We start from the raw sequence: 23412 nt of genomic DNA on the forward strand, positions 1-23412 counted from the left end.
CTGCGACCGAGACTGAAAACTTCAAAAAAGCCATCTTAGAAAAATTAAGGTGGCTTTTTTATTTTCAAAAATAAATGCTAAAATAGTTTACGAAATCGATTGAAATAGATACTTTTGCGCAAAATTTTAAAATAGTGAGCATTTTATTTTTTCAATTATGAGTAACAAATCATTGTACCAAAAAGAGGTATCCTTACAAGTCGACCGAAGAAAAGCCGGCGTCGAATTAATTAAAATCATAAGCGATTTATGGTATGACAAATCAATCGAAATGGTTTTATTCAAAAATCAATTATTGGATAAAAACGTTAGCGATATTATCAATCTTCATCAATATGCTGGAGAATTTGTAGGCAAACCAATCACCATTTTTGATTCGGTTGAAATTGCAAGAGTTGTCTTATCATTAGACCTTCCGCCAGCAAAAATAGATTTAGGAAAACTTACTTATGAGTATCGCCTAGAGGATGAAAAATATCCAGATGCAAGATATTTTGTTATTGATAAGCTAAAAAAAGCAAAATCTTCAAAAGAAATTCAACCAAAAGACGTTGTTTTATATGGTTTTGGAAGAATCGGACGTTTATTAGCAAGAGAGCTAATGTCAAAAACTGGAAAAGGAAATCAATTGCGCCTGAGAGCAATTGTAACACGTGATAAGAACGATGCAACGAGCTTAGAGAAACGAGCTTCTCTATTGCGATATGACTCCATTCACGGAGATTTCCAAGGATCTGTAATAGCCGATGCTAAAAATAATGCCTTAATTATAAACGGAACAACTGTTCATATCATTACAGCAAATTCACCAGAAGAAATCGATTATACCGCATACGGAATAAATGATGCTTTAGTAATTGATAATACTGGAGCATTTACAACTGAAGAAGCATTAAAAAGACATTTAACTTCAAACGGAGCTAGTAAAGTTTTACTGACTGCTCCTGGAAAAGGTATTCCAAATATTGTACATGGTGTTAATCATAACGATTTTAATCCAGACGAAGTAAACATTTTTTCAGCCGCATCTTGCACAACAAATGCCATTACTCCAATTCTAAAAGTTGTTGAAGAAACTCTTGGAGTTGTAAAAGGACACTTAGAAACAATTCATGCCTATACAAACGACCAAAATTTGGTTGATAATATGCATAAAAAATACCGCCGCGGGAGAGCCGCTGCTTTAAATATGGTAATTACCGAAACTGGCGCAGGAAGTGCGGTAGCGAAAGCTTTACCATCATTAGAAGGTAAACTAACTTCAAATGCTATTCGAGTTCCTGTTCCAAATGGATCTCTTGTAGTTTTAAATTTAGAAGTTAAGAAACCTACATCTATTACGGCAATCAATAAAATTATGAAGAAATATGCTCTAGAAGGAGAACTTGTGGAGCAGATAAAATATTCTTTAAATAACGAACTAGTTTCATCTGATATTGTCGGCACTTCTGCCCCGTCTATTTATGACAGCAATGCAACGATTGTTTCAAAGGACGGTAAAAATATAGTACTTTATATTTGGTACGATAACGAATATGGTTACAGCCATCAAGTAATTCGCTTAGCAAAATATATTGCCAAAGTAAGACGTTATACTTATTATTAATTCAACCAAACTAACTTTTTTTCTTAAAACCATCAGGAGCTTCTTGATGGTTTTTTGTTTTACTTTAAATAGGAAGAACTGTTGTGCTTTTAACCTCCGAAATCACAAAAACGGTATTTATTAAAGAAACTTCAGGTAAGACCGATAATTTTTTCTGATGAAAATGATGATAGCTTTCCATGTCTGGAATTATGATTTTCAACATATAATCAAAGTTTCCTGAAACGTAATTACATTCTACAACCTCAGGCAAATTCAAAATTGACTGATTAAACCCTTCCGAAGTATCATAAGTCTGCTTTGTCAATGTAACTTGGCAATAAACTGTCAAATTATTTCCAAGTTTTTTCTTATCTAAAATAGTCACATATTTCTCTATAATGCCATCTTTTTCAAGACGTTTCACTCGATCATGAACAGGAGTCAAAGACAGATTTATTTTGTTTGCAATGTCTTTTAATGTGTAATGCGCGTCTTCTTGTAAAAGACGTAGTATTTTTTTGTCAATTTCATCTAAAGCCATAACGAAAACGTTTTATTAAAATAAGTTCGATTTAGTCATTTTTTCTTTTTGAATAATCAATTTCACTTCAAAACAGAATATTTTTCTGTAAAAATAAAAAATAAAATAATATTTTCTTATTTATGAAGCATTAAACCATAATTTATTCTCTATCTGTAGATTTGTAAAACAATTTCAATAAAAACAAAAAAATATAACAAAATGATAATAGGTGTTCCTAAAGAAATAAAAAATAACGAAAATAGAGTTGCATTAACTCCTGCAGGTGTTTCTGAAATGAAAAAACATGGACATACAGTATATGTTCAATCTACTGCTGGTTTAGGAAGTGGTTTTGCCGATGCAGAATATGCTGAAGCTGGTGCAGTTGTTTTACCAACTATTGAAGAAGTTTATGCTATCGCTGAAATGATCATCAAAGTAAAAGAACCAATTGCATCTGAATATCCGTTAATCAAAAAAGATCAATTGTTATTCACATATTTCCACTTCGCTTCTTCTGAAGAATTAACGCATGCAATGGTAGAAAAAGGAGCTGTTTGTTTAGCTTACGAAACTGTAGAAAAAACAGACAGAAGCTTACCATTATTAGTGCCAATGTCTGAAGTTGCTGGTCGTATGGCGATCCAACAAGGAGCAAAATACCTTGAAAAACCATTAAAAGGAAGAGGAATTCTTCTAGGTGGTGTTCCAGGTGTTCCGCCAGCAAAAGTATTAGTTTTAGGTGGAGGAATCGTAGGAACTCAAGCTGCTAAAATGGCTGCTGGATTAGGTGCTCAAGTTACAATTATGGACTTAAGCTTACCGCGTTTACGTCAGTTAGATGACATCATGCCAGCAAACGTAAACACAGAAATGTCTAATCACTACAATATCACAAGAGCAATTAAAGATGCTGACTTAATTGTTGGAGCTGTTTTAATTCCAGGAGCAAAAGCACCTCACTTAATTACTCGTGATATGCTAAAATTAATGCGTCCAGGAACTGTTGTTGTTGACGTTGCTGTTGACCAAGGAGGATGTATCGAAACTTGTACTCCAACAACTCACGAAAACCCAACTTTTATTATTGACGATATCGTTCACTATTGTGTAGCTAATATGCCAGGAGCTGTTCCTTACACTTCTACTTTAGCTTTAACAAACGCAACTTTACCGTATGCTGTGCAATTAGCAAACAAAGGATGGGAAAAAGCATGTGCAGAAAATGAAGAATTGAAAAAAGGATTAAACGTAGCTAATGGAAAAATCCTTTACAAAGGAGTTGCAGAAGCTTGGAATCTTCCTTTTAACGAAGAAATAGTATTAGCAAACGCATAGTGCTAATACTTGTATAAGTGCTTACTAAAATCACTATTACAAAAGGCTTTTCTTAATTGAAAAGCCTTTTTTTATGGCATAAAAAAAGGCTTTTCTTAATTGAAAAGCCTTTTTTTATGGCATAAAAAAAACCTGTCGCGAAGACAGGTTTTCAAAGCTTTATATTTTATTATTTTTTACTATCCAAAACTTCGGTCATAACTTTCGCTTCTGTCCCATTTGGAAACGTAACTTTAATTTTCTGCGCTATTGTTGGAGCAATCTCTGTAATAGCTTTCTTATCATAAGATTCTCCTTTTTTAATATGCCAACCGTAGAAAATAGCAGGTACATGTGTATCATAGCTATAAATTGTTCCATGCGATGTTCCTGTTGGTGTATACTCTATCATTCCGGGCTTATCCACAATAACCAAATCACCATTTTGTGTAATATCATATCCTTTTGCTACAAAATTAAGAGCATAATCATTTCCAGCATTAGCTAAAATTTCCTCCTCTGTATATACCTTTTTAACTTGTGGCTGAGTAATTAAAAACTTTTTAAAAGCATCTTTAACCTTATCGAGGTCTAATTTCTTGTCTTTAATGATTTGCTTATTCAAGAACACATTAAAATTTGAATAATTTTGAACCAAATCTACACCGAAAGTCTTCGTTGAAAAGTCCTGCAAGCTTTTCTTAACCTCTTTCGACGGATAATTATCCACATTATATTTACGATCTTTTAAATAAATAACATTTTCAGCTCCAGCATGATCAGCTGTTAAGAAAAGCAAATAATTTCCTTTACCAACAGTTTTATCTAAGTACGCTAAAAAATCTGCAATAGTCTGATCCAATCTCAAGTAAGTATCTTGAAGTTCCATAGATCTTGGCCCTAACAAGTGCCCAACGTAGTCTGTAGAAGAAAAACTAACAGTCAAAAAATCTGTAATATTATCTTTTCCTAATTCTTCTTTCTCAATAGCTCTTTTTGCAAACTCAGCTAACAAATCATTTCCGAAAGGCGTAGCTCTAATCACACCAGCGTCATTTTTCTCATACATTGATTTTAAATCGTATGGAAAAACTGGCGTAGCACTTCCATATAATTTTCCTTCATACGGATTATTATCAGGAAGGCTTTCATTATAAACAGAAGCTGGTTTGTATAGATCCCAACCTTTATTGATATACTTTAAGTAGTTTTTCTCATTATTGAATTCGGTAACCCACTCAGGTAATTTCTCCCCATAAAAAGTACTAGAAATAAAAGAACCCGTTTTACTGTACCAAAATGCCCAGTTTGCAAAATGACCAGCTGGTAATATAGCACCACGATCCTTTAAACTCATTCCGATAACTTTACCAGTAAAATTAGTAGCCATTCTAACTTCATCAGTAATTGTAGTACTTTGAAGGTTTTTTGGAGACATAGCACCTTCTTCTGCCGTACCATCACCTACTGTTTTAACACCAGCATCGTCAGTACAATACGTTTCTTTACCTAGCGTTCTGCTAAACCATTCGTTACCTACAATTCCGTGAGTAGCTGGAGTTGTACCTGTGTAGATTGAAGCGTGCCCAGGAGCAGTATAAGTTGGCATATAATTATAATGCATATTCTGGAAAGTAAATCCATCATTCATTAATCTTTTAAAGCCATTTGGAGAAAAATCATCTGAAAAACGATATAAATATTCCATTTTCATTTGATCCACAACTATACCCACAACTAACTTTGGACGTTGTTGCGCACTTAAACCTGTTACAGCAAGAAGCGCTAACAATAAAATATTTTTCTTCATATTTAAAAAGTAATTTAAACACAAAAATACTCATTCAAATCCAAAAAGTCTAAAGTATCAATATTTAACCGCCAACAATTGACTATAATTTAACACTTATGGACTTTATAATTCAGATGCTTATGGCGTTTCCCTCCGGGCCGCGCTGTCCGCTGTATCTTTTGCGGGGGAAGGATAATGGCGAAAGAGCTTTTAGGTGTCCCGCAAAAGGATGCCGCTTCCATCGCTAACGCGGCATACGGCCTATAAGCGGCTATTGTCCTCTGCCGGCAGGCATCTTTTCCAAAACAGCAAAAAACAGAAAACCCTATCCGTTTTGGATAGGGTTTTCAAAAGAAAGGCGACGACATACTCTCCCACAATGATGCAGTACCATCTGCGCAGGCGGGCTTAACTTCTCTGTTCGGGATGGGAAGAGGTGAGCCCCGCCGCAATAACCACCTTAAGAAGTTACAATTGCTTTGGGCAATCTTTTAATTGTTAATTATGAATTGTTAATTATCAATTAAATAATATTTTAACATATTGAGATAAAGAAAAGAAGAATATTTTAGAAAGTTTCCTCCCCCGATTTTCATCGGGGGAAAAGGGTGTACATAAGCTTACGGATTATTAGTACTACTCGACTATGACATTACTGCCTTTACATCTGTAGCCTATCAACGTGGTCATCTTCCACGATCCTTAAAAGAAATCTCATCTTGTGGTGGGTTTCGCGCTTATATGCTTTCAGCGCTTATCCCTTCCCAACGTAGCTACTCTGCGGTGCCCCTGGCGGGACAACAGATACACTAGAGGTTAGTCCAATTCGGTCCTCTCGTACTAGAATCAGATCCACTCAAATTTCTAACGCCCGCAGTAGATAGAGACCGAACTGTCTCACGACGTTCTGAACCCAGCTCGCGTGCCACTTTAATGGGCGAACAGCCCAACCCTTGGGACCTTCTCCAGCCCCAGGATGTGACGAGCCGACATCGAGGTGCCAAACCCCCCCGTCGATATGAGCTCTTGGGGGAGATCAGCCTGTTATCCCCGGCGTACCTTTTATCCTTTGAGCGATGGCCCTTCCATGCGGAACCACCGGATCACTATGCTCTACTTTCGTACCTGATCGACCTGTATGTCTCTCAGTCAAGCTCCCTTATGCCATTGCACTCTACGCACGGTTACCAAGCGTACTGAGGGAACCTTTAGAAGCCTCCGTTACTCTTTTGGAGGCGACCACCCCAGTCAAACTACCCACCAAGCACTGTCCCCCGCAGCACGGGGTTAGGCCTCAGATAAACAAAGGGTTGTATTTCAACAATGACTCCACAGCGCCTGGCGACGCCACTTCACAGTCTCCAACCTATCCTACACATCATTTATCCAAGGTCAATACTAAGCTATAGTAAAGGTGCACAGGGTCTTTTCGTCCCACTGCGGGTAAACGGCATCTTCACCGTTACTACAATTTCACCGAGCTCATGGCTGAGACAGTGTCCAGATCGTTACACCATTCGTGCAGGTCGGAACTTACCCGACAAGGAATTTCGCTACCTTAGGACCGTTATAGTTACGGCCGCCGTTTACTGGGGCTTCAATTCAATGCTTCTCCGAAGATAACATCTCCTCTTAACCTTCCAGCACCGGGCAGGTGTCAGGCCCTATACTTCATCTTACGATTTTGCAGAGCCCTGTGTTTTTGATAAACAGTCGCCTGGACCTCTTCACTGCGGCCCCGATTGCTCGGGGCGACCTTTCTCCCGAAGTTACAGGTCTATTTTGCCTAATTCCTTAGCCATGAATCTCTCGAGCACCTTAGGATTCTCTCCTCAACTACCTGTGTCGGTTTACGGTACTGGTTCTTACTGCCTGAAGTTTAGAGGTTTTTCTTGGAAGCCCTTAGGCGCACTATCTCTTTGTCCGAAGACTCCGAGTACTATCGCATTTCACCAAGATCTCCGGATTTGCCTAGAGACCCTATAGCTAGGTGCTTTAACGAACTATTCCGTCAGTTCGCGGCGCTTTCATCACTCCGTCACCCCATCACAGCAATAAGAAGTACGGGAATATTAACCCGTTGGCCATCGACTGTCCCTTTCGGGTTCGCCTTAGGTCCAGACTAACCCACAGCTGATTAGCATAGCTGTGGAAACCTTAGTTTTTCGGTGTGCGGGTTTCTCGCCCGCATTATCGTTACTTATGCCTACATTTTCTTTTCTGACCGGTCCAGCACCCCTTACGAGATACCTTCAGCCCTGTCAGAATGCTCCCCTACCACTTGCACATACATGCAAATCCATAGCTTCGGTAATATGCTTATGCCCGATTATTATCCATGCTCGTCCGCTCGACTAGTGAGCTGTTACGCACTCTTTAAATGAATGGCTGCTTCCAAGCCAACATCCTAGCTGTCTGGGCAGACAAACCTCGTTCTTTCAACTTAGCATATATTTGGGGACCTTAGCTGATGGTCTGGGTTCTTTCCCTCTCGGACTTGGACCTTAGCACCCAAGCCCTCACTGCTATCAATCATTATACAGCATTCGGAGTTTGTCAGGAATTGGTAGGCGGTGAAGCCCCCGCATCCAATCAGTAGCTCTACCTCTGTATAACTAAAATAACGCTGCACCTAAATGCATTTCGGGGAGTACGAGCTATTTCCGAGTTTGATTGGCCTTTCACCCCTACCCACAGGTCATCCGAAGACTTTTCAACGTCAACCGGTTCGGTCCTCCACTGTGTGTTACCACAGCTTCAACCTGCCCATGGGTAGATCACACGGTTTCGCGTCTAACACTACTGACTAAAGCGCCCTATTCAGACTCGCTTTCGCTGCGGATCCATGGCTTAACCACTTATCCTTGCCAGCAGCGTTAACTCGTAGGCTCATTATGCAAAAGGCACGCCGTCACCCCACGAAAGGGCTCCGACCGCTTGTAGGCGTATGGTTTCAGGATCTATTTCACTCCGTTATTCACGGTTCTTTTCACCTTTCCCTCACGGTACTGGTTCACTATCGGTCTCTCAGGAGTATTTAGCCTTAGCGGATGGTCCCGCCAAATTCAGACAGGGTTTCACGTGCCCCGCCCTACTCAGGATACCGCTATCCTTTACATTCATTACTTATACGAGGCTATCACTCTCTATGGCCCTGCTTTCCAGCAGATTCTAATTCTTCATGCAAGAAATGTCGCGGTCCTACAACCCCAGCAATGCCGTAACAATGCTGGTTTGGGCTAATCCGCGTTCGCTCGCCACTACTTACGGAATCACTTTTGTTTTCTTCTCCTCCGCCTACTTAGATGTTTCAGTTCAGCGGGTTTGCCCACCTATCGGTGTGCTATATCTTCAATATAGCGGGTTGCCCCATTCGGATATCTGCGGATCAATCTGTGTGTGCCAGTCCCCGCAGCTTTTCGCAGCTTATCACGTCCTTCATCGCCTCTGAGAGCCTAGGCATTCCCCATACGCCCTTATTTTGCTTATTGTACCAAATCATAATTTAATATGATCCGTTTTTTTTTGTTTTTCACAATAGAATTGTAAAAAACGCTTTCTACTTTCTTATTATTTTCTTATCTCAATATGTCAATGAACTTTTATCCTTTCGGACCAGTGGAGAATAACGGAGTCGAACCGTTGACCTCCTGCGTGCAAGGCAGGCGCTCTAGCCAGCTGAGCTAATCCCCCATTTTTTAGTGATGAGTTATTAGTTATGAGTTATGAATTATTTCTCATAAGGCCTCAACCTCTAAAATTTCCTTTTTTAAGTCAAATAGTAGTCCCGGGCAGACTCGAACTGCCGACCCCTACATTATCAGTGTAGTACTCTAACCAGCTGAGCTACGAGACTCTGTTTTACTTAAGTTTTATCATTTTTTTAAATTAACAGCAAGAGCAATACAATCTTCAATCCCAAACCTTTAGTCAGGCATCTTATTTCCCAAGCGTGCTTTTCAGCTAACGCTTTGGGCTCTAGAAAGGAGGTGTTCCAGCCGCACCTTCCGGTACGGCTACCTTGTTACGACTTAGCCCTAGTTACCAGTTTTACCCTAGGCAGCTCCTTGCGGTCACCGACTTCAGGCACCCCCAGCTTCCATGGCTTGACGGGCGGTGTGTACAAGGCCCGGGAACGTATTCACCGGATCATGGCTGATATCCGATTACTAGCGATTCCAGCTTCACGGAGTCGAGTTGCAGACTCCGATCCGAACTGTGACCGGCTTTATAGATTCGCTCCCCCTCGCGAGGTGGCTGCTCTCTGTACCGGCCATTGTAGCACGTGTGTAGCCCAAGGCGTAAGGGCCGTGATGATTTGACGTCATCCCCACCTTCCTCACAGTTTGCACTGGCAGTCTTGTTAGAGTTCCCGACACTACTCGCTGGCAACTAACAACAGGGGTTGCGCTCGTTATAGGACTTAACCTGACACCTCACGGCACGAGCTGACGACAACCATGCAGCACCTTGTAAACTGTCTTGCGAAAGATCTGTTTCCAAATCGGTCAGTCTGCATTTAAGCCTTGGTAAGGTTCCTCGCGTATCATCGAATTAAACCACATGCTCCACCGCTTGTGCGGGCCCCCGTCAATTCCTTTGAGTTTCATTCTTGCGAACGTACTCCCCAGGTGGGATACTTATCACTTTCGCTTAGCCACTGAGATTGCTCCCAACAGCTAGTATCCATCGTTTACGGCGTGGACTACCAGGGTATCTAATCCTGTTCGCTACCCACGCTTTCGTCCATCAGCGTCAATCCACTGGTAGCAACCTGCCTTCGCAATTGGTATTCCATGTAATCTCTAAGCATTTCACCGCTACACTACATATTCTAGTTGCTTCCCAGTAATTCAAGTCCAGCAGTATCAATGGCCGTTCCACCGTTGAGCGATGGGCTTTCACCACTGACTTACCAGACCGCCTACGGACCCTTTAAACCCAATGATTCCGGATAACGCTTGGATCCTCCGTATTACCGCGGCTGCTGGCACGGAGTTAGCCGATCCTTATTCTTACGGTACCGTCAAGCTCCTTCACGAAGGAGTGTTTCTTCCCGTACAAAAGCAGTTTACAATCCATAGGACCGTCATCCTGCACGCGGCATGGCTGGTTCAGGCTTGCGCCCATTGACCAATATTCCTCACTGCTGCCTCCCGTAGGAGTCTGGTCCGTGTCTCAGTACCAGTGTGGGGGATCTCCCTCTCAGGACCCCTACCCATCGTTGCCTTGGTAAGCCGTTACCTTACCAACTAGCTAATGGGACGCATGCTCATCTTTCACCGTTGTGACTTTAATTACAGGATGATGCCATCCCGTAATGCTATGAGGTATTAATCCAAATTTCTCTGGGCTATCCCTCTGTGAAAGGCAGATTGCATACGCGTTACGCACCCGTGCGCCGGTCTCAAGCACCGAAGTGCCCTACCCCTCGACTTGCATGTGTTAAGCCTGCCGCTAGCGTTCATCCTGAGCCAGGATCAAACTCTTCATCGTATATTTTAATATTATTATTCGATGCTATTCCTATCGGTTCTTTTTCGAATCTCACGATCCTACTGCTCTTATTCTTCTGTCTCGTTTTAAACGAGACGGCTGTCAATTCAATATGTCTACGAACGTAATTTCTCTGTCTTTCGCTTATCTCTCAAAGCGGGTGCAAAACTAAAACTTCTTTTTGTTTCCTGCAAGAAAAACTTGAAAAATTTTTAAAGCTTTTTTTTGCCTCATTTTCCCAATTCTTCTTCCAATCTTTCAAAGAGCTTTCCGTGTTTTGCGGGGTGCAAATGTAAAAAGCATTTCCGAATCTCGCAAGCTTTTCCGGATCTTTTTTTCTGGAAATTTCTTTCCCTTAAATCCTTCTTTCCTGCCAGTATTTCGAAGAGCGCCTTTCGCTGTTGCGGGTGCAAAAGTAGAACCTTTTTCCGCTTTTCCAATACTTTTATGCGTCTTTTTTCCATCTTTTTTGCCCTTTTTTCTTAACGCACTGATAACAGCTTCTTTACAGACCGACTTTTTCTAAAACATTGTGAGGTTTTTCTGCAGTCCTTTCTTTTTTCTCTATTTTAAGCCATCTTCCCTCTCCCATTTTTACGGATTTTTATCTTCTATGCCTTTTTTTGCCATACTTTTAATCCCGAAAAAACGCCTGAACGTGAAGTTTTCTCCTTTTTCCTTCTGAAAACTCATGCCCTAGCCCCGATAGAAGCGGAAATCCTTCTGCTTTTTCCTTTAAAAAGCAGAAGATTGGAGCGGATAGCGGGAAATAGCTCCTTATTAAAACATATGACAATTCAAAAACGCTACAGCCGCCCTTAACAGAATAATCGCGGCCATCAAGTCATGACTCATATATATCATATCAAAGCTTCAATACTTATATATGTACAAAAAGCGAACCCGATAGGATTTAAAAAACTGAAGGCCCACAAAGGAGAAACGCTCTTACACATAATAAAGCAATCTTCTACATATATATATTGTATGTATTTTTGTAATCATGTATATTTGCATTCACAAAATTATAAACAATGATCAAGATTACTTTACCCGATGGGTCAATTAGAGAGTTCGCTCAAGGCGTAACTCCAATGGAGGTCGCTAAAAACATTAGCGAAGGTTTTGCTAGAAACGTGATTTCTGCATCTTTTAATGGTACAACTATTGAAACCGAGACTCCATTGACGACCGACGGTAATCTTATACTATATACTTGGAATGATGCTGAAGGTAAAAAAGCTTTCTGGCATTCGACTTCGCACGTAATGGCTCAAGCTCTTGAGGAATTGTACCCAGGAATTAAATTAACTCTTGGACCTGCAATTTCTAATGGCTTCTATTATGATGTAGATTTTGAAGATCAGAAAATTTCTGAAGCTGATTTCAAAAAGATCGAAGACCGTATTCTTGAAATTGCAAGAGGAAAGTTTGATTTTAAAATGCGTCCAGTAACTAAAGCGGAAGCATTGGAAATGTATAAAGACAACGTTTACAAGACTGAATTGATTTCAAATCTTGAAGATGGAACTATTACATTCTGCGACCACGCTACTTTTACTGACTTATGCCGCGGTGGTCATATTCCAAACACTGGAATTATCAAAGCCGTAAAAATCATGAGTGTTGCTGGTGCTTACTGGAGAGGTGATGAGAAAAACAAACAGTTAACTCGCGTTTACGGAACTTCTTTCCCTAAACAAAAAGATTTAACTGAGTATCTTGAACTTCTTGAGGAAGCAAAACGCCGTGATCATCGTAAATTAGGAAAAGAACTTGAACTGTTCGCTTTCTCTCAGAAAGTTGGCCAAGGTTTACCTTTATGGCTACCAAAAGGAGCTGCCTTAAGAGATCGTTTGGAGCAATTCTTGAAAAAAGCTCAAAAGAAAGCTGGATACGAACAAGTTGTGAGTCCGCACATTGGTCAAAAAGAACTTTATGTAACTTCTGGTCACTATGCTAAATATGGAGCTGATAGTTTCCAACCAATTCATACGCCAGCAGAAGGTGAAGAATTTTTATTAAAACCAATGAACTGCCCTCACCACTGTGAGATTTACAATGTAAGACCTTGGTCATATAAGGATTTACCTAAGCGTTATGCTGAATTTGGAACCGTTTATAGATACGAGCAATCTGGTGAATTACACGGTTTAACACGTGTTAGAGGATTTACTCAAGATGACGCACATATTTTCTGTACTCCAGAACAGTTGGATGAAGAGTTCAAAAAAGTAATTGACCTTGTATTATATGTATTTGGTTCATTAGGTTTTGAAAACTTTACAGCTCAAATCTCATTACGAGATCAGGAAGACAGAGAAAAATACATTGGTACAGATGAAAACTGGGAGAAAGCCGAAAATGCTATCATCAATGCAGCAAAAGACAAAGGTCTTAATACTGTTGTAGAATATGGTGAAGCCGCATTTTATGGTCCGAAACTAGATTTCATGGTAAAAGATGCTTTGGGAAGACAATGGCAATTAGGAACAATTCAGGTAGATTACAACTTGCCTGAGCGTTTTGAATTGACTTACAAAGGTGCTGATAATGAATTACATCGCCCTGTTATGATTCACAGAGCTCCTTTTGGATCTATGGAACGTTTTATAGCAATTTTACTAGAGCATACAGCAGGAAATTTCCCACTTTGGCTAATGCCTGAGCAGGCTATTATCTTGTCTTTGAGCGAGAAATACGAAAATTATGCTAAAAAAGTTTTAGATTTGCTAGAAAATCACGAAATTCGCGCCCTAATTGACAACCGAAACGAAACTATCGGTAAGAAAATTAGAGATGCAGAGATGCAGAAAATTCCATTTATGCTTATCGTTGGTGAGGAAGAAGAGAAAAACGGTACAATTTCTATTCGTCGTCACGGACAAGAAGGAAAAGGCAATATCACAGTTTCGATTGAAGAATTTGCTTCGATTGTTGACGAAGAAATAAAAAAGACATTAAAAGTATTTACAGTTTAACTTAAATTAGAAAGTCATAGCAATAAAAAGTAACAGAGGTTTTCAACCTCGAGTAGAAAAAAAAGATGCGCACAGAATAAACAATCTTATTCGTGTTCCTGAAGTACGTCTTGTAGGTGAAAACATTGAGCCTGGGGTTTTTAAAATAGCAGACGCGTTACGTTTAGCTGATCAGCTTGAGCTGGATTTGGTTGAAATTTCGCCAAACGCTGAACCACCAGTTTGTAAAATCATGGACTACAAGAAATTTGTTTACGAACAAAAGAAAAGAGATAAAGCATTAAAAGCTAAATCTTCTCAGGTTGTTGTAAAAGAGATTCGATTTGGTCCTCAAACTGATGAGCATGATTATGAATTTAAGAGAAAGAACGCTGAGAAATTCTTGAAAGAAGGAGCTAAATTAAAAGCTTTTGTATTCTTTAAAGGACGTTCTATCATCTACAAAGATCAAGGTCAGATTCTATTATTACGTCTTGCTCAGGATTTAGAAGAACATGGTAAAGTTGAAGCTATGCCTGTTTTGGAAGGAAAGAGAATGATTATGTTCATTGCTCCGAAGAAAAAGAAATAGTGTTCCGTTTTCAGTCTCAGTGTTCAGTCAAAGAACTTGAAACTTTAAACCTGAAACAAAAAAATAAGTAAGTAAGAATAAATTAAAACACTAGGAAAAATGCCTAAAATGAAAACAAAATCTAGCGCTAAGAAACGTTTTAAAGTTACTGGCTCTGGAAAAATTAAAAGAAAGCATGCTTTTAAAAGTCACATCTTGACTAAAAAATCTAAAAAACGTAAATTAGCTTTGACACACTCAGCGCTAGTTCACTCAACAGATATGAAAAGCATCAAACAACAATTAAGAATTATCTAATTATAAGTCAAAAGTTAGAAAGTCATAAAGTTTAAAAGTCAGTATCTGACTTTATGCATTTGACCTTAAAACATTAGACTAAAGATTTTCTTTAGGTTAAAAAATTATTTATATAACCTTGGAGTATGGCTTTAAGTTCCTTTGATTTAATTCAGGACGCCTGCTACAAAAACACATTAAAATTATGCCAAGATCGGTAAATTCAGTTGCTAAAAGAGCAAGAAGAAAAAAAATAATGAAGCAAGCCAAAGGTTTCTTTGGAAGACGTAAAAACGTTTGGACAGTTGCTAAGAATGCAGTAGAGAAAGCGATGAGCTACGCTTACCGCGATAGAAAACAAAACAAAAGAAATTTCCGTTCATTATGGATTCAACGTATCAACGCTGGAGCTAGATTAGAAGGAATGTCTTATTCTCAATTCATGGGGAAAGTTAAAGCTAACGGAATCGAATTGAACCGTAAAGTTCTTGCAGATTTAGCTATGAACCACCCAGAAGCTTTCAAAGCTATTCTTAATAAAGTAAAATAAACGTTTTATAAACTCAATTTAAGATTACTTACTTATTATAAAAGAAACCATTCGTTAACTCGAATGGTTTTTTTGTTTTTACAACAAGTTTTGGTTAAGTCCCAAATAATGAATTACTTTTACTTTAAAGTAGCTAAAAAAATGCAAAACGCACTTATCCTTCATATTCAAAAGTTTATTGATCTAGCACATTCTGAGATTGATTTATTAGAATCTTCTCTTAGTCTTTCGCAGATCAAGAAAAAAGAACATGTACTTCAAGAAGGCCAAATCTGTAATACAATGTATTTTATTGTAAAAGGCTGTATGCGTCAATATATAATCAATTCTAAAGGTACTGAGCAAACACTTCAATTTGGAATTGAAAACTGGTGGATTACTGATTATTTGAGTTACCATAATCATATCCCATCAAGCTTTTATTTGCAAGCAATAGAGACGTCAGAGGTTATTGCTATTGATAAAAACGTTTTGGAGTCATTACTAATTGAAATTCCAAATCTTGAAAGATACTTTAGAATCGTTACTCAAAAAAGTTTCGGCGCAACACAAATGCGAATTAAATTCTTGTTTACGATGTCTGCTGAAGAAAGATATCATCATTTTAATGACAATTTTCCAGATTTTGTACAACGCGTTCCTCAATACATGCTTGCCTCCTACTTAGATTTTTCTGCGGAATTTATGAGTAAAATAAGAGCCGGAAAAGTCTGATTTGAATTTCTTGAAGTAGTTCAAGTTTTTAAAAGTATTGATTACTGACCTTTGTAATGAACTTTTAAAACATATAAAAATGAAATCAAGAATTGTTATCCCACAGGTTGCTCCAGAAGCTTATCAAGCCATGTTAGGCTTAGAAAAATATATCGCATCAACATCATTGTCTCCAGTGCACAAAGAATTAATCAAAATTAGGGCGTCTCAAATAAATGGATGCGCTTATTGTATCAACATGCACACTGCTGATGCGCGAAAACTAGGTGTTACAGAAGAACGCATCTATTTATTAAGCGCGTGGCGTGAGGCTGATTTTTATTCTGAAGAAGAAAAAGCAATATTGGCTTTGACCGAAGAAATTACTTTAATAAGCAATCACGTTTCTGAAGAAGTTTATCAAAATGCAGCCAAATTATTTGACGAAAAATACCTTGCCGAAATCATTTTAGCTATTATCACAATTAATGCTTGGAATAGAATAGGAATTGCAACAGGAATGCGTGCCCAATAATTTTATAAAGATAAATTTTACAACAAATATCTAAAGACAAGCCCTCTAACTAGAGGGCTTGTTTGTATATATCTGTAAATGAGAATACGGAAATCAGAAAATTTAAGTTTTTACAAAATACCGTATTTATACTCTTTTGTAAAATCTAGATTTTTTTATTTTTGGCGCATGGTTACAAAAAAAGCACAATTTTTTCTATATATAATTTTAATTTTTACAATCTTTTTTGCCTGTCAGAAGAAAAAATATTTAACAGAGAAAATTACAAATAACAAGGTCGAAATAGGAAAGATAATAAATGCTGCTGATTCATTTTATAAGAATAAAGAGTTAGATAGTGCATTTTACTTTTACAATAAAGCGAGAACAAAATGCAATCCAAACGAAGATGCCAAAAACTACGTTTACTGCATGTACTATATGGCCGAAATCCAACAAGCACATGAAGATTTTATTGGAAGCACGAAGACTGCCACAGAGGTAATTCCTTATTTAAATAAAATTAAAGATCCAAATTACATATGGAATATCTATAGTGTTTTAGGAAGAAACTATTATTATACTTATGATTACCCAAATGCTATTTACTATTACTCTAAAGCCTTTAATTTAAAAATCGACAGGATCAACGTACTTGAAGCAAAAAATAACATAGCCACAATTTATATAAAACAGCACAAGTATAATAACGCGCTTCAAACTTTTCTCTCCATTAGTAAAGAAAAAATTGTACAGCAAAATCCAATTTATTATTCCAAAATATTAGACTATATAGGTTACTGTTATTTCAAACTCAACGATTCGAAAGCTTTGAGCTTTTATAAAAAGAGTTTACAAATTAGCACTAAATCAAAAAATGAAGATGGATTAGGCAAAACGTATTATAATCTTGCCCAATATTATTACAACAATAAAACTTTATCGATGATGTATGCTAAATTAAGCTACAAAAACTACACCTTGTCTGGAAATACTAATAATCGTTTGCTTGCTTTAAAATTTATTATAGAAAACACTAATTCTGCTTCAGAGACAAAAGAAAAGGCACTTCTCTATATAAAAGAGAATCATAGTATTTATGCATTCAGACAAAAGGCAAAAAATCAATTTGCAAAAATGAAATATGATTCTAAAAGGGAAAAAGATGAAAACTTAAAATTAAAAGCCCAAAAAATCAAAAATGAACTGCAATTAGAAAAACAAGAAAGCAAAAATATTATCTCATATATCGTAATGATATTAGCCTCATGCTTAATTGTTTTTGTTTATTATTATCTGACTGCACGAACTACTCGTCAAAAAATTGAAGCAACTTATCGAAGCGAAACTCGAATTTCAAAAAAACTACATGACGAATTAGCTAATGATATTTACCATACGCTTGCCTTTGTAGAGAACAGAAATCTATCTATTGAAGAAAACAGAAGTCATTTATTGAAAAAGCTAGATGATATCTATTCTAGAACAAGAGATGTATCAATGGAAAATAATTCGATTTTGAGCAGTCAAAATTTTACAATTTCACTTAAAGAGATGATTTCCGGGTTTAATACGTCTAAGATGAACCTCTTAATAAATGGATTAGATGAAATTTCATGGGATCAATTGGATGAAATTAAAAAAGTATCTGTTTACAGAACTATTCAAGAATTGTTGGTAAATATGAAAAAACATAGTAACGCCACTTTGGTTGCCATAACTTTTAAGAAAAGAGACAATACTATTATAATCAATTATACAGACAACGGCAAAGGAATTGATTCAAACAAAATGGTTCACAAAAATGGCTTGCATAATATTGAGAATAGAATTCTAGCCATAAAAGGCAAGGTTGAAATTCATTCAGATTTTGGAAAAGGTTTTAAGGTTTTAATTAAATTTCCTGTATAATGATTAAGAACTTGATCCGCTTTTTTCACAAAAAAAATATTCTTTTCTGCTTGCTAATCGTTTGTTTGATTATAGCAACTCTTTTTTTCGTACAGTTTTCTGGAACAGAAAAACAACAAAAAAAGCACGTAAAAGCCGACCTCACAATTAAAATAAAAAAAACATCAGAAAAAGCTCATGCTTTTTTTAATGCTGGAAAATTTGACAGCGCTTATTTCTACTTTAACAAAACGCAATTACTATGTGAGCCAAAAGAAGATTATGCAGATGCATATGTTGGTTCATTAAACTACATAGTCGAAATCTTGCAACGATATGGCAATTTTTACGAAGCAGAAACAACACTTATAAAAGCATTTCCTTATTTAGAAAAAACATCTAATAAAAAGTATGCCATCAATGCTTACACGTTTATGGCTTACAACTATTTTTATACTTATAATACCGAAAAGGCACTATACTATCATAGAAAAGCTTTAAAAACAGCAATATCCACATTTAGAAAAGCGCGAATATTATCTGAAATTGCATTTGTTTATGTTCAACAAGAAAAATATCAAGAAGCTAAAGATATATTAGAGCCAATATCTAAGTGTAAAATTGCAGATCAAATTACACCTTCAAACACAAACATTGTACGTTCGGCCATATTGTATAATCTAGCTCTTTCCTACATAGGCCTAGGAAATCATAAAGAGCAAGCTTTAAAGTGCCTTGACGAAAGTTTAGAATTAACCATCCCATATAACAATGATTTTGAACTAATTGCTAACTATTTTGGTTATTATAAATATTACTCAAAATACTATAATCCAAAACTAAAAAAATATTATGCAGAGAAATCATATTATGCTGCAAAACGAGCAAAATCAGCAGGAAATGAGATCGATAGATTAGCCGATCTAATTGAAGTAGATAAAGCTGAAAATTCAAAAAAACTCTGGAAAATTTATACTAGAAAAAATGATAGTCTCTATTTAAGCAGAAAAATGGCAAAAAATCAATTTGCTGACTTAATATACGACTCAAAGAAAGATAAAGACGAAAACTTTGAACTCAAAAATCAAAAAGCAGAAAAAGAATTACAATTGCAAAGACAAAAAAACAGAAGCTATATTTCTTATGTCGTAATTTCTTTAAGCCTATTTATTATACTTTTTTTAATATTTTATATTACGACTAAAGGCAAACGAGAAAAAAACGACATCATACTTAAAAGTGAAATGAGAATATCTCAGAAACTCCATAATGAGCTTAACTCTAATATATATGAAACATTATTATTTGTTCAGAATAACAATGTAGAAAACAAGGAAGATAAAGAAAAACTGTTGAATAGTTTAAATAATATCTACTCGAAAACTCGAAATATATCGCGAGAAAACAGCAAAGTTCCTATTGATGACCGATACTTGTCTGTCTTGAAGGAAATGATTTCAGAATATAAAACTCAAGATGTGAACATTATCCTTAACGGCTTAGATTCCATTTCTTGGAATAAAATTGACAAAAATAAAAAAATAATACTCTACAGAATTTTGCAAGAATTACTATTCAATATGAAAAAATCTAACACTTCAAGTTTAGTAAGCATTGTTGCTAAAGAAATAGATAAAAACCTAATAATTTATTACACCGACAACAGCAGTGAAATCACATCAGAAAATAATATTTTAGAAAAAAGACTACAAAATGTGGAAAACCGTATTAAAACAATAAAAGGAACTCTTAATTTTGACACAAGCTTGCAAAGAGGTTTTAAAATTAATTTCAAATTCCCAATATAACCCAATATATGTTTAAAAAAGTTTTAGTTGCCGAAGATTTAGATAGTATCAGCATTGCAGTAATTCAAGTACTTGAAGAGTTACAGGTTCCAGTAATTAACCATGTGAAGTATTGCGACGAAGGCTTGCTTAAAATAAAAAAAGCATTGGCTGATAAAGAACCTTATGATTTATTGATTACAGATTTATCATTTAAATCTGATCACAGAAAAGTAAACTTAAATAGTGGAGACGAACTTATTGAGGCTATAAATACAGTGCAACCAAACCTAAAAAAAATTGTTTTTTCTATAGAAGATAAAAGTTATAGAATTAAAACACTTTTTAACGAATTAGGCATCAATGCTTATGTTTCTAAAGGACGAAATAGTATTTCAGAACTAAGAAATGCAATTGAAAGTACATTTAACAATGAAGAAAAAATACTTTCTTCTGATTTGTCTTTTAGTTTCAACGATAAGTCCTTAATCGAAATTGAATCTTATGATATTTCAATCTTAAAACTTTTATCACAAGGATACATTTTAGAAAGCATTTCTAAAGAGTTTAAAGATTTATCGATAACTCCCAACGGAACAAGCAGTATCGAAAAAAGAATAAATAAACTAAAAATTTACTTTAAAGCCAATAACAATGTGCATTTGATTGCAATCGCAAAAGATTTCGGCTTGGTGTAATTTTCACAGTACTTTACGGGTTTCCGTAAGGATTACATTTTTAATACCGCTAAATTTGTGACAATCTATTAACCTACCATGAAACTGAAAAGTAAAGCGAGTATTATATTCTCCAAAATTAATACTACACAAAATAAAATTATTATGAAAACAATGTTACTTTGCTTATTTTTATCAATTAGTTTTGCGTTTGTTTCTGAAAAAACAGGCTGGCTAGAAATTGATTGGAAAATAATATTTATTCCAGCATTATTGGTATTGCAAATTATAATTATAGGAACTGCTTTAAAAAACCGTTATAAAAAACATTAATTCATTTTAAGAAAGGCTTGATTATTGCTGGAAGAGAAGATTTACATTTTCCATTACATTTCGTATGAAAAGAAATCTCAGCCTCCTCTTATTACTCTTTACATTTTTATCTTTTTCGCAAACCAAGGTTTTATCTTGGAATATAGAGAACTTTGGCAAATCCAAATCTTACATCCATTTAAATCATATTGCCAAAACAATATCCAATTATGATATTGTTGCAATTCAAGAAGTAGTAGCCGGAAGTGGAGGCGCTCAAAGTGTTGCAAAACTTGCATCATTACTCAATCAAACAGGAAATAATTGGGATTACACAATAAGTGATCCAACCTCTAGCAGTAGTTATAAAACAGAACGTTACGCATTTATTTGGAAAACTCGCAAAGCCAAATTAAAAAACAGACCTTGGCTAGAGAAAAAATTTAGTGTAGAAATTGATCGGGAACCATATTTTGCTACGTTTGAAATTAATAAAAAGACCATCACCCTTGTCAATTTTCATGCAATAACACAAAAAAAGCAACCCGAAACAGAAATCAAATATTTCAAATTCTTACCAAATCAATATCCCGATTTAAATCTTGTTTTCTTAGGCGATTTTAACTGTCCTGAAAAACACACCGTTTTTAATCCGTTAAAAAAAATGGGATACGCTTCTGTATTAAAAAATCAGAAGACAACTCTTAAACATAAATGCAAAAATGGTATCTGTCTCGCATCTGAATTTGATAATATATTCTACAAAACCACTAACTTAAAAGTTAGCAATTCTGGAATTATTAAATTTTACGAAGATTTTGATTCACTACAGAATGCAAGAAAAGTATCCGATCACATTCCGATCTGGTTTGAATTTTCTTTAAACTAAGTTAAGTTTTAAGCTTCTTTTTTCTAGCAGCAGGAAATAAAACATTATTTAAAATCAACCTATATCCTGGCGAATTAGGGTGTAAATCTAAAACTGTTGGAGGATCTCCAACCTGGTGCTGAAAATCTTCTGGATCATGTCCGCCAAAAAAAGTAAACATTCCCTTGCCTTTTTCTCCATGAATATATCTTGATTCACCATTTAATTCACAGGTTCCCATAATCAAGATATTCGATTTTATTAATGAAGTATCAAATGAAGTTGTCTGTCCCATGAAACCTTTTACCAACTGTGTATGGTTTTGGCACAACATACTCGGAATTGGATCCCATTTTGCAGAAAATTCCATTAAAGTAAAATAATCTTTCTCCATCAATATTCTCCTTTTAGTGGTCATATCAATATCCGAAAATTCATAAACCTCAGGTCTTCGCTCCAAAGTAAAGTTTTTGAAGGCAAAAGAGTTGTTATAGTTTAATTTTGACTGATAATTAGCTTCGCTTGCGTCTCCGTCAAACATAGCTTCACAAATATCTACTCCATCGGCCGCAAGAGCAATATCAAAACTATCTGTAGCAGAACACATGGCAAACATAAAGCCTCCTCCAATCACAAAATCTCTAATTTTTTTTGCAACTGCTCCTTTTTCCTGAGACACTTTTGCATATCCTAATTTTGCCGCTAAGGCTTCAGCATCTTTTTTTTGGTCAATATACCAAGGTGTATTTTTATAGGCAGCATAAAATTTCCCATATTGTCCAGTAAAATCTTCATGATGCAGGTGCAACCAATCATACATTAATAATTGATCACTTAAAACTTCTTCATCGTAGATTGGGGTAAAAGGAATCTCTGCATAAGTTAAAACCAAAGTCACCGCATCATCCCAAGGCTGTTTTCCTTTTGGAGTATAAACTGCTATTTTTGGCGCCTTTTCTAAAATCACCGATTCCATATTTTGAGAAGGACTCGATATTTCATTTAAAATAGAAGCTTGTTCACTATCTGAGATTACTTCAAAGCTTACTCCCCGTATTTTGCATTCTTTTCTAATCTCATCAGCATCAGGAAGTAAAAAAGACCCACCACGGTAATTTAAAAGCCAACTCGCTTTATAATCCCTACTTAAGCACCAATAAGTAATTCCGTACGCTTTTAAATGATTTTGCTGTGTTGTTTCGTCCATCGGAAGTAAGATAAACGAAGCTCTTGAACTAAATGTAACTAATAGTATAAAAAAGTAGAGTAAACCCTTATTCATCAGAAAATTATTTTAGTAAAGATATAAAAGGCTGTCACAAAAACAGAATGCTAACAGTCATTTCTAGCACAATAGAATGTTAAAATAAATAATCTTGAAAAAAAACGACTTTCTGCAACTATAAAAACAGGTAAAAACACCTATACTCTAATAAAATATTCTCTATACATTTGCTATCCCAGGTTCATAAAACTAATCGCTGTAAAAACAACCACTATGAAGTTTAATGATAGTAATAACCAACAAAAGGGTCTGAATGTAATTCAGAAAATAGGATTATGTGTTCTTGTAATAA

17 protein-coding genes, 2 tRNA genes and 3 rRNA genes are annotated in these 23412 nt (G+C 36.1%); 13 read left to right on the forward strand and 9 right to left on the reverse strand.

The genetic code is table 11. The features are described 5' to 3' along the window. Window positions 1-157: 157 nt before the first annotated feature. Window positions 158-1606, forward strand: a complete 1449-nt coding sequence (locus OZP10_RS04350; protein ID WP_281633678.1) for a glyceraldehyde-3-phosphate dehydrogenase — start codon at window positions 158-160, stop codon at window positions 1604-1606. Between the two features lie 64 nt (window positions 1607-1670). Here OZP10_RS04350 and OZP10_RS04355 read toward each other — a convergent pair whose 3' ends face one another. Further along, the gene (locus tag OZP10_RS04355; protein WP_053474073.1) at window positions 1671-2129 is read right to left on the reverse strand and encodes an Lrp/AsnC family transcriptional regulator; all 459 of its coding nucleotides are present in this window, start codon (window positions 2127-2129) and stop codon (window positions 1671-1673) included. Between the two features lie 201 nt (window positions 2130-2330). On the opposite strand from OZP10_RS04355, the gene ald reads away from it, so the two are divergent. Then, window positions 2331-3449: an alanine dehydrogenase gene (gene ald / locus OZP10_RS04360; RefSeq protein WP_281633679.1), complete on the forward strand. Its 1119-nt coding sequence runs from the start codon at window positions 2331-2333 to the stop codon at window positions 3447-3449. Between the two features lie 169 nt (window positions 3450-3618). On the opposite strand, the gene pafA is transcribed toward ald, so the two are convergent. From pafA to OZP10_RS04395, 7 genes are all read right to left on the reverse strand, one after another. After that, window positions 3619-5238 (reverse strand): alkaline phosphatase PafA, encoded by a 1620-nt coding sequence (pafA, locus tag OZP10_RS04365; protein ID WP_281633680.1) that lies wholly within the window; start codon window positions 5236-5238, stop codon window positions 3619-3621. 335 nt (window positions 5239-5573) lie between these two features. Next, window positions 5574-5683 (reverse strand): 5S ribosomal RNA (gene rrf, locus OZP10_RS04370). A gap of 147 nt (window positions 5684-5830) precedes the next feature. After that, a 23S ribosomal RNA gene (locus tag OZP10_RS04375) occupies window positions 5831-8711 on the reverse strand. 128 nt (window positions 8712-8839) lie between these two features. Beyond that, window positions 8840-8913: transfer RNA gene (locus tag OZP10_RS04380), tRNA-Ala, on the reverse strand. 89 nt (window positions 8914-9002) lie between these two features. After that, window positions 9003-9076: transfer RNA gene (locus OZP10_RS04385), tRNA-Ile, on the reverse strand. 126 nt (window positions 9077-9202) lie between these two features. Then, window positions 9203-10716 (reverse strand): 16S ribosomal RNA (locus tag OZP10_RS04390). Together the 16S, 23S and 5S rRNA genes with 2 tRNA genes alongside form the textbook arrangement of a ribosomal RNA operon. Window positions 10717-10946: 230 nt before the next feature. Next, window positions 10947-11180 (reverse strand): hypothetical protein, encoded by a 234-nt coding sequence (locus tag OZP10_RS04395; protein ID WP_281631418.1) that lies wholly within the window; start codon window positions 11178-11180, stop codon window positions 10947-10949. Window positions 11181-11750: 570 nt separating this feature from the next. Here OZP10_RS04395 and thrS point away from each other — a divergent pair. From thrS to OZP10_RS04450, 11 genes are all read left to right on the forward strand, one after another. Next, window positions 11751-13697: a threonine--tRNA ligase gene (gene thrS / locus OZP10_RS04400; RefSeq protein ID WP_281633681.1), complete on the forward strand. Its 1947-nt coding sequence runs from the start codon at window positions 11751-11753 to the stop codon at window positions 13695-13697. A gap of 76 nt (window positions 13698-13773) precedes the next feature. Next, the gene (gene infC, locus OZP10_RS04405; RefSeq protein WP_211516891.1) at window positions 13774-14268 is read left to right on the forward strand and encodes a translation initiation factor IF-3; all 495 of its coding nucleotides are present in this window, start codon (window positions 13774-13776) and stop codon (window positions 14266-14268) included. A gap of 99 nt (window positions 14269-14367) precedes the next feature. Beyond that, complete coding sequence (gene rpmI, locus OZP10_RS04410; RefSeq protein ID WP_007810722.1) at window positions 14368-14565, forward strand: 50S ribosomal protein L35; 198 nt, start codon at window positions 14368-14370, stop codon at window positions 14563-14565. A 184-nt stretch (window positions 14566-14749) separates the two neighbouring features. Then, window positions 14750-15094 carry a 50S ribosomal protein L20 gene (gene rplT / locus OZP10_RS04415; RefSeq protein WP_008464948.1) on the forward strand — a complete coding sequence of 115 codons (345 nt, stop codon included), beginning with the start codon at window positions 14750-14752 and terminating at the stop codon, window positions 15092-15094. Window positions 15095-15235: 141 nt separating this feature from the next. Further along, a complete protein-coding gene (locus OZP10_RS04420) occupies window positions 15236-15808 on the forward strand; it encodes a Crp/Fnr family transcriptional regulator (RefSeq protein ID WP_281633682.1) in 573 nt (190 codons plus the stop codon). A gap of 79 nt (window positions 15809-15887) precedes the next feature. After that, window positions 15888-16322 carry a carboxymuconolactone decarboxylase family protein gene (locus OZP10_RS04425; RefSeq protein WP_281633683.1) on the forward strand — a complete coding sequence of 145 codons (435 nt, stop codon included), beginning with the start codon at window positions 15888-15890 and terminating at the stop codon, window positions 16320-16322. Between the two features lie 168 nt (window positions 16323-16490). Next, window positions 16491-18212 carry a tetratricopeptide repeat-containing sensor histidine kinase gene (locus tag OZP10_RS04430; RefSeq protein WP_281633684.1) on the forward strand — a complete coding sequence of 574 codons (1722 nt, stop codon included), beginning with the start codon at window positions 16491-16493 and terminating at the stop codon, window positions 18210-18212. Further along, on the forward strand, window positions 18212-19999 hold the full coding sequence (locus OZP10_RS04435) for an ATP-binding protein (RefSeq protein ID WP_281633685.1): 1788 nt from the start codon (window positions 18212-18214) through the stop codon (window positions 19997-19999). The genes OZP10_RS04430 and OZP10_RS04435 overlap by 1 nt, the downstream gene beginning before the upstream one ends. An 8-nt stretch (window positions 20000-20007) precedes the next feature. After that, the gene (locus OZP10_RS04440) at window positions 20008-20676 is read left to right on the forward strand and encodes a response regulator (RefSeq protein WP_281633686.1); all 669 of its coding nucleotides are present in this window, start codon (window positions 20008-20010) and stop codon (window positions 20674-20676) included. Window positions 20677-20820: 144 nt separating this feature from the next. Then, window positions 20821-20988 carry a hypothetical protein gene (locus OZP10_RS04445; RefSeq protein WP_160782925.1) on the forward strand — a complete coding sequence of 56 codons (168 nt, stop codon included), beginning with the start codon at window positions 20821-20823 and terminating at the stop codon, window positions 20986-20988. 64 nt (window positions 20989-21052) lie between these two features. Beyond that, window positions 21053-21856, forward strand: a complete 804-nt coding sequence (locus OZP10_RS04450) for an endonuclease/exonuclease/phosphatase family protein (RefSeq protein ID WP_281633687.1) — start codon at window positions 21053-21055, stop codon at window positions 21854-21856. Window position 21857: 1 nt separating this feature from the next. Here the strand turns inward: OZP10_RS04450 and OZP10_RS04455 are convergent, their stop codons facing one another. Then, entirely contained in the window at window positions 21858-23117 is a 1260-nt protein-coding gene (locus OZP10_RS04455) for an asparagine synthetase B (protein WP_281633688.1), read from the reverse strand. Between the last annotated feature and the right edge of the window lie 295 nt (window positions 23118-23412).

It is taken from the genome of Flavobacterium luteolum, assembly GCF_027111275.1.
Lineage (GTDB): Bacteria > Bacteroidota > Bacteroidia > Flavobacteriales > Flavobacteriaceae > Flavobacterium > Flavobacterium luteolum.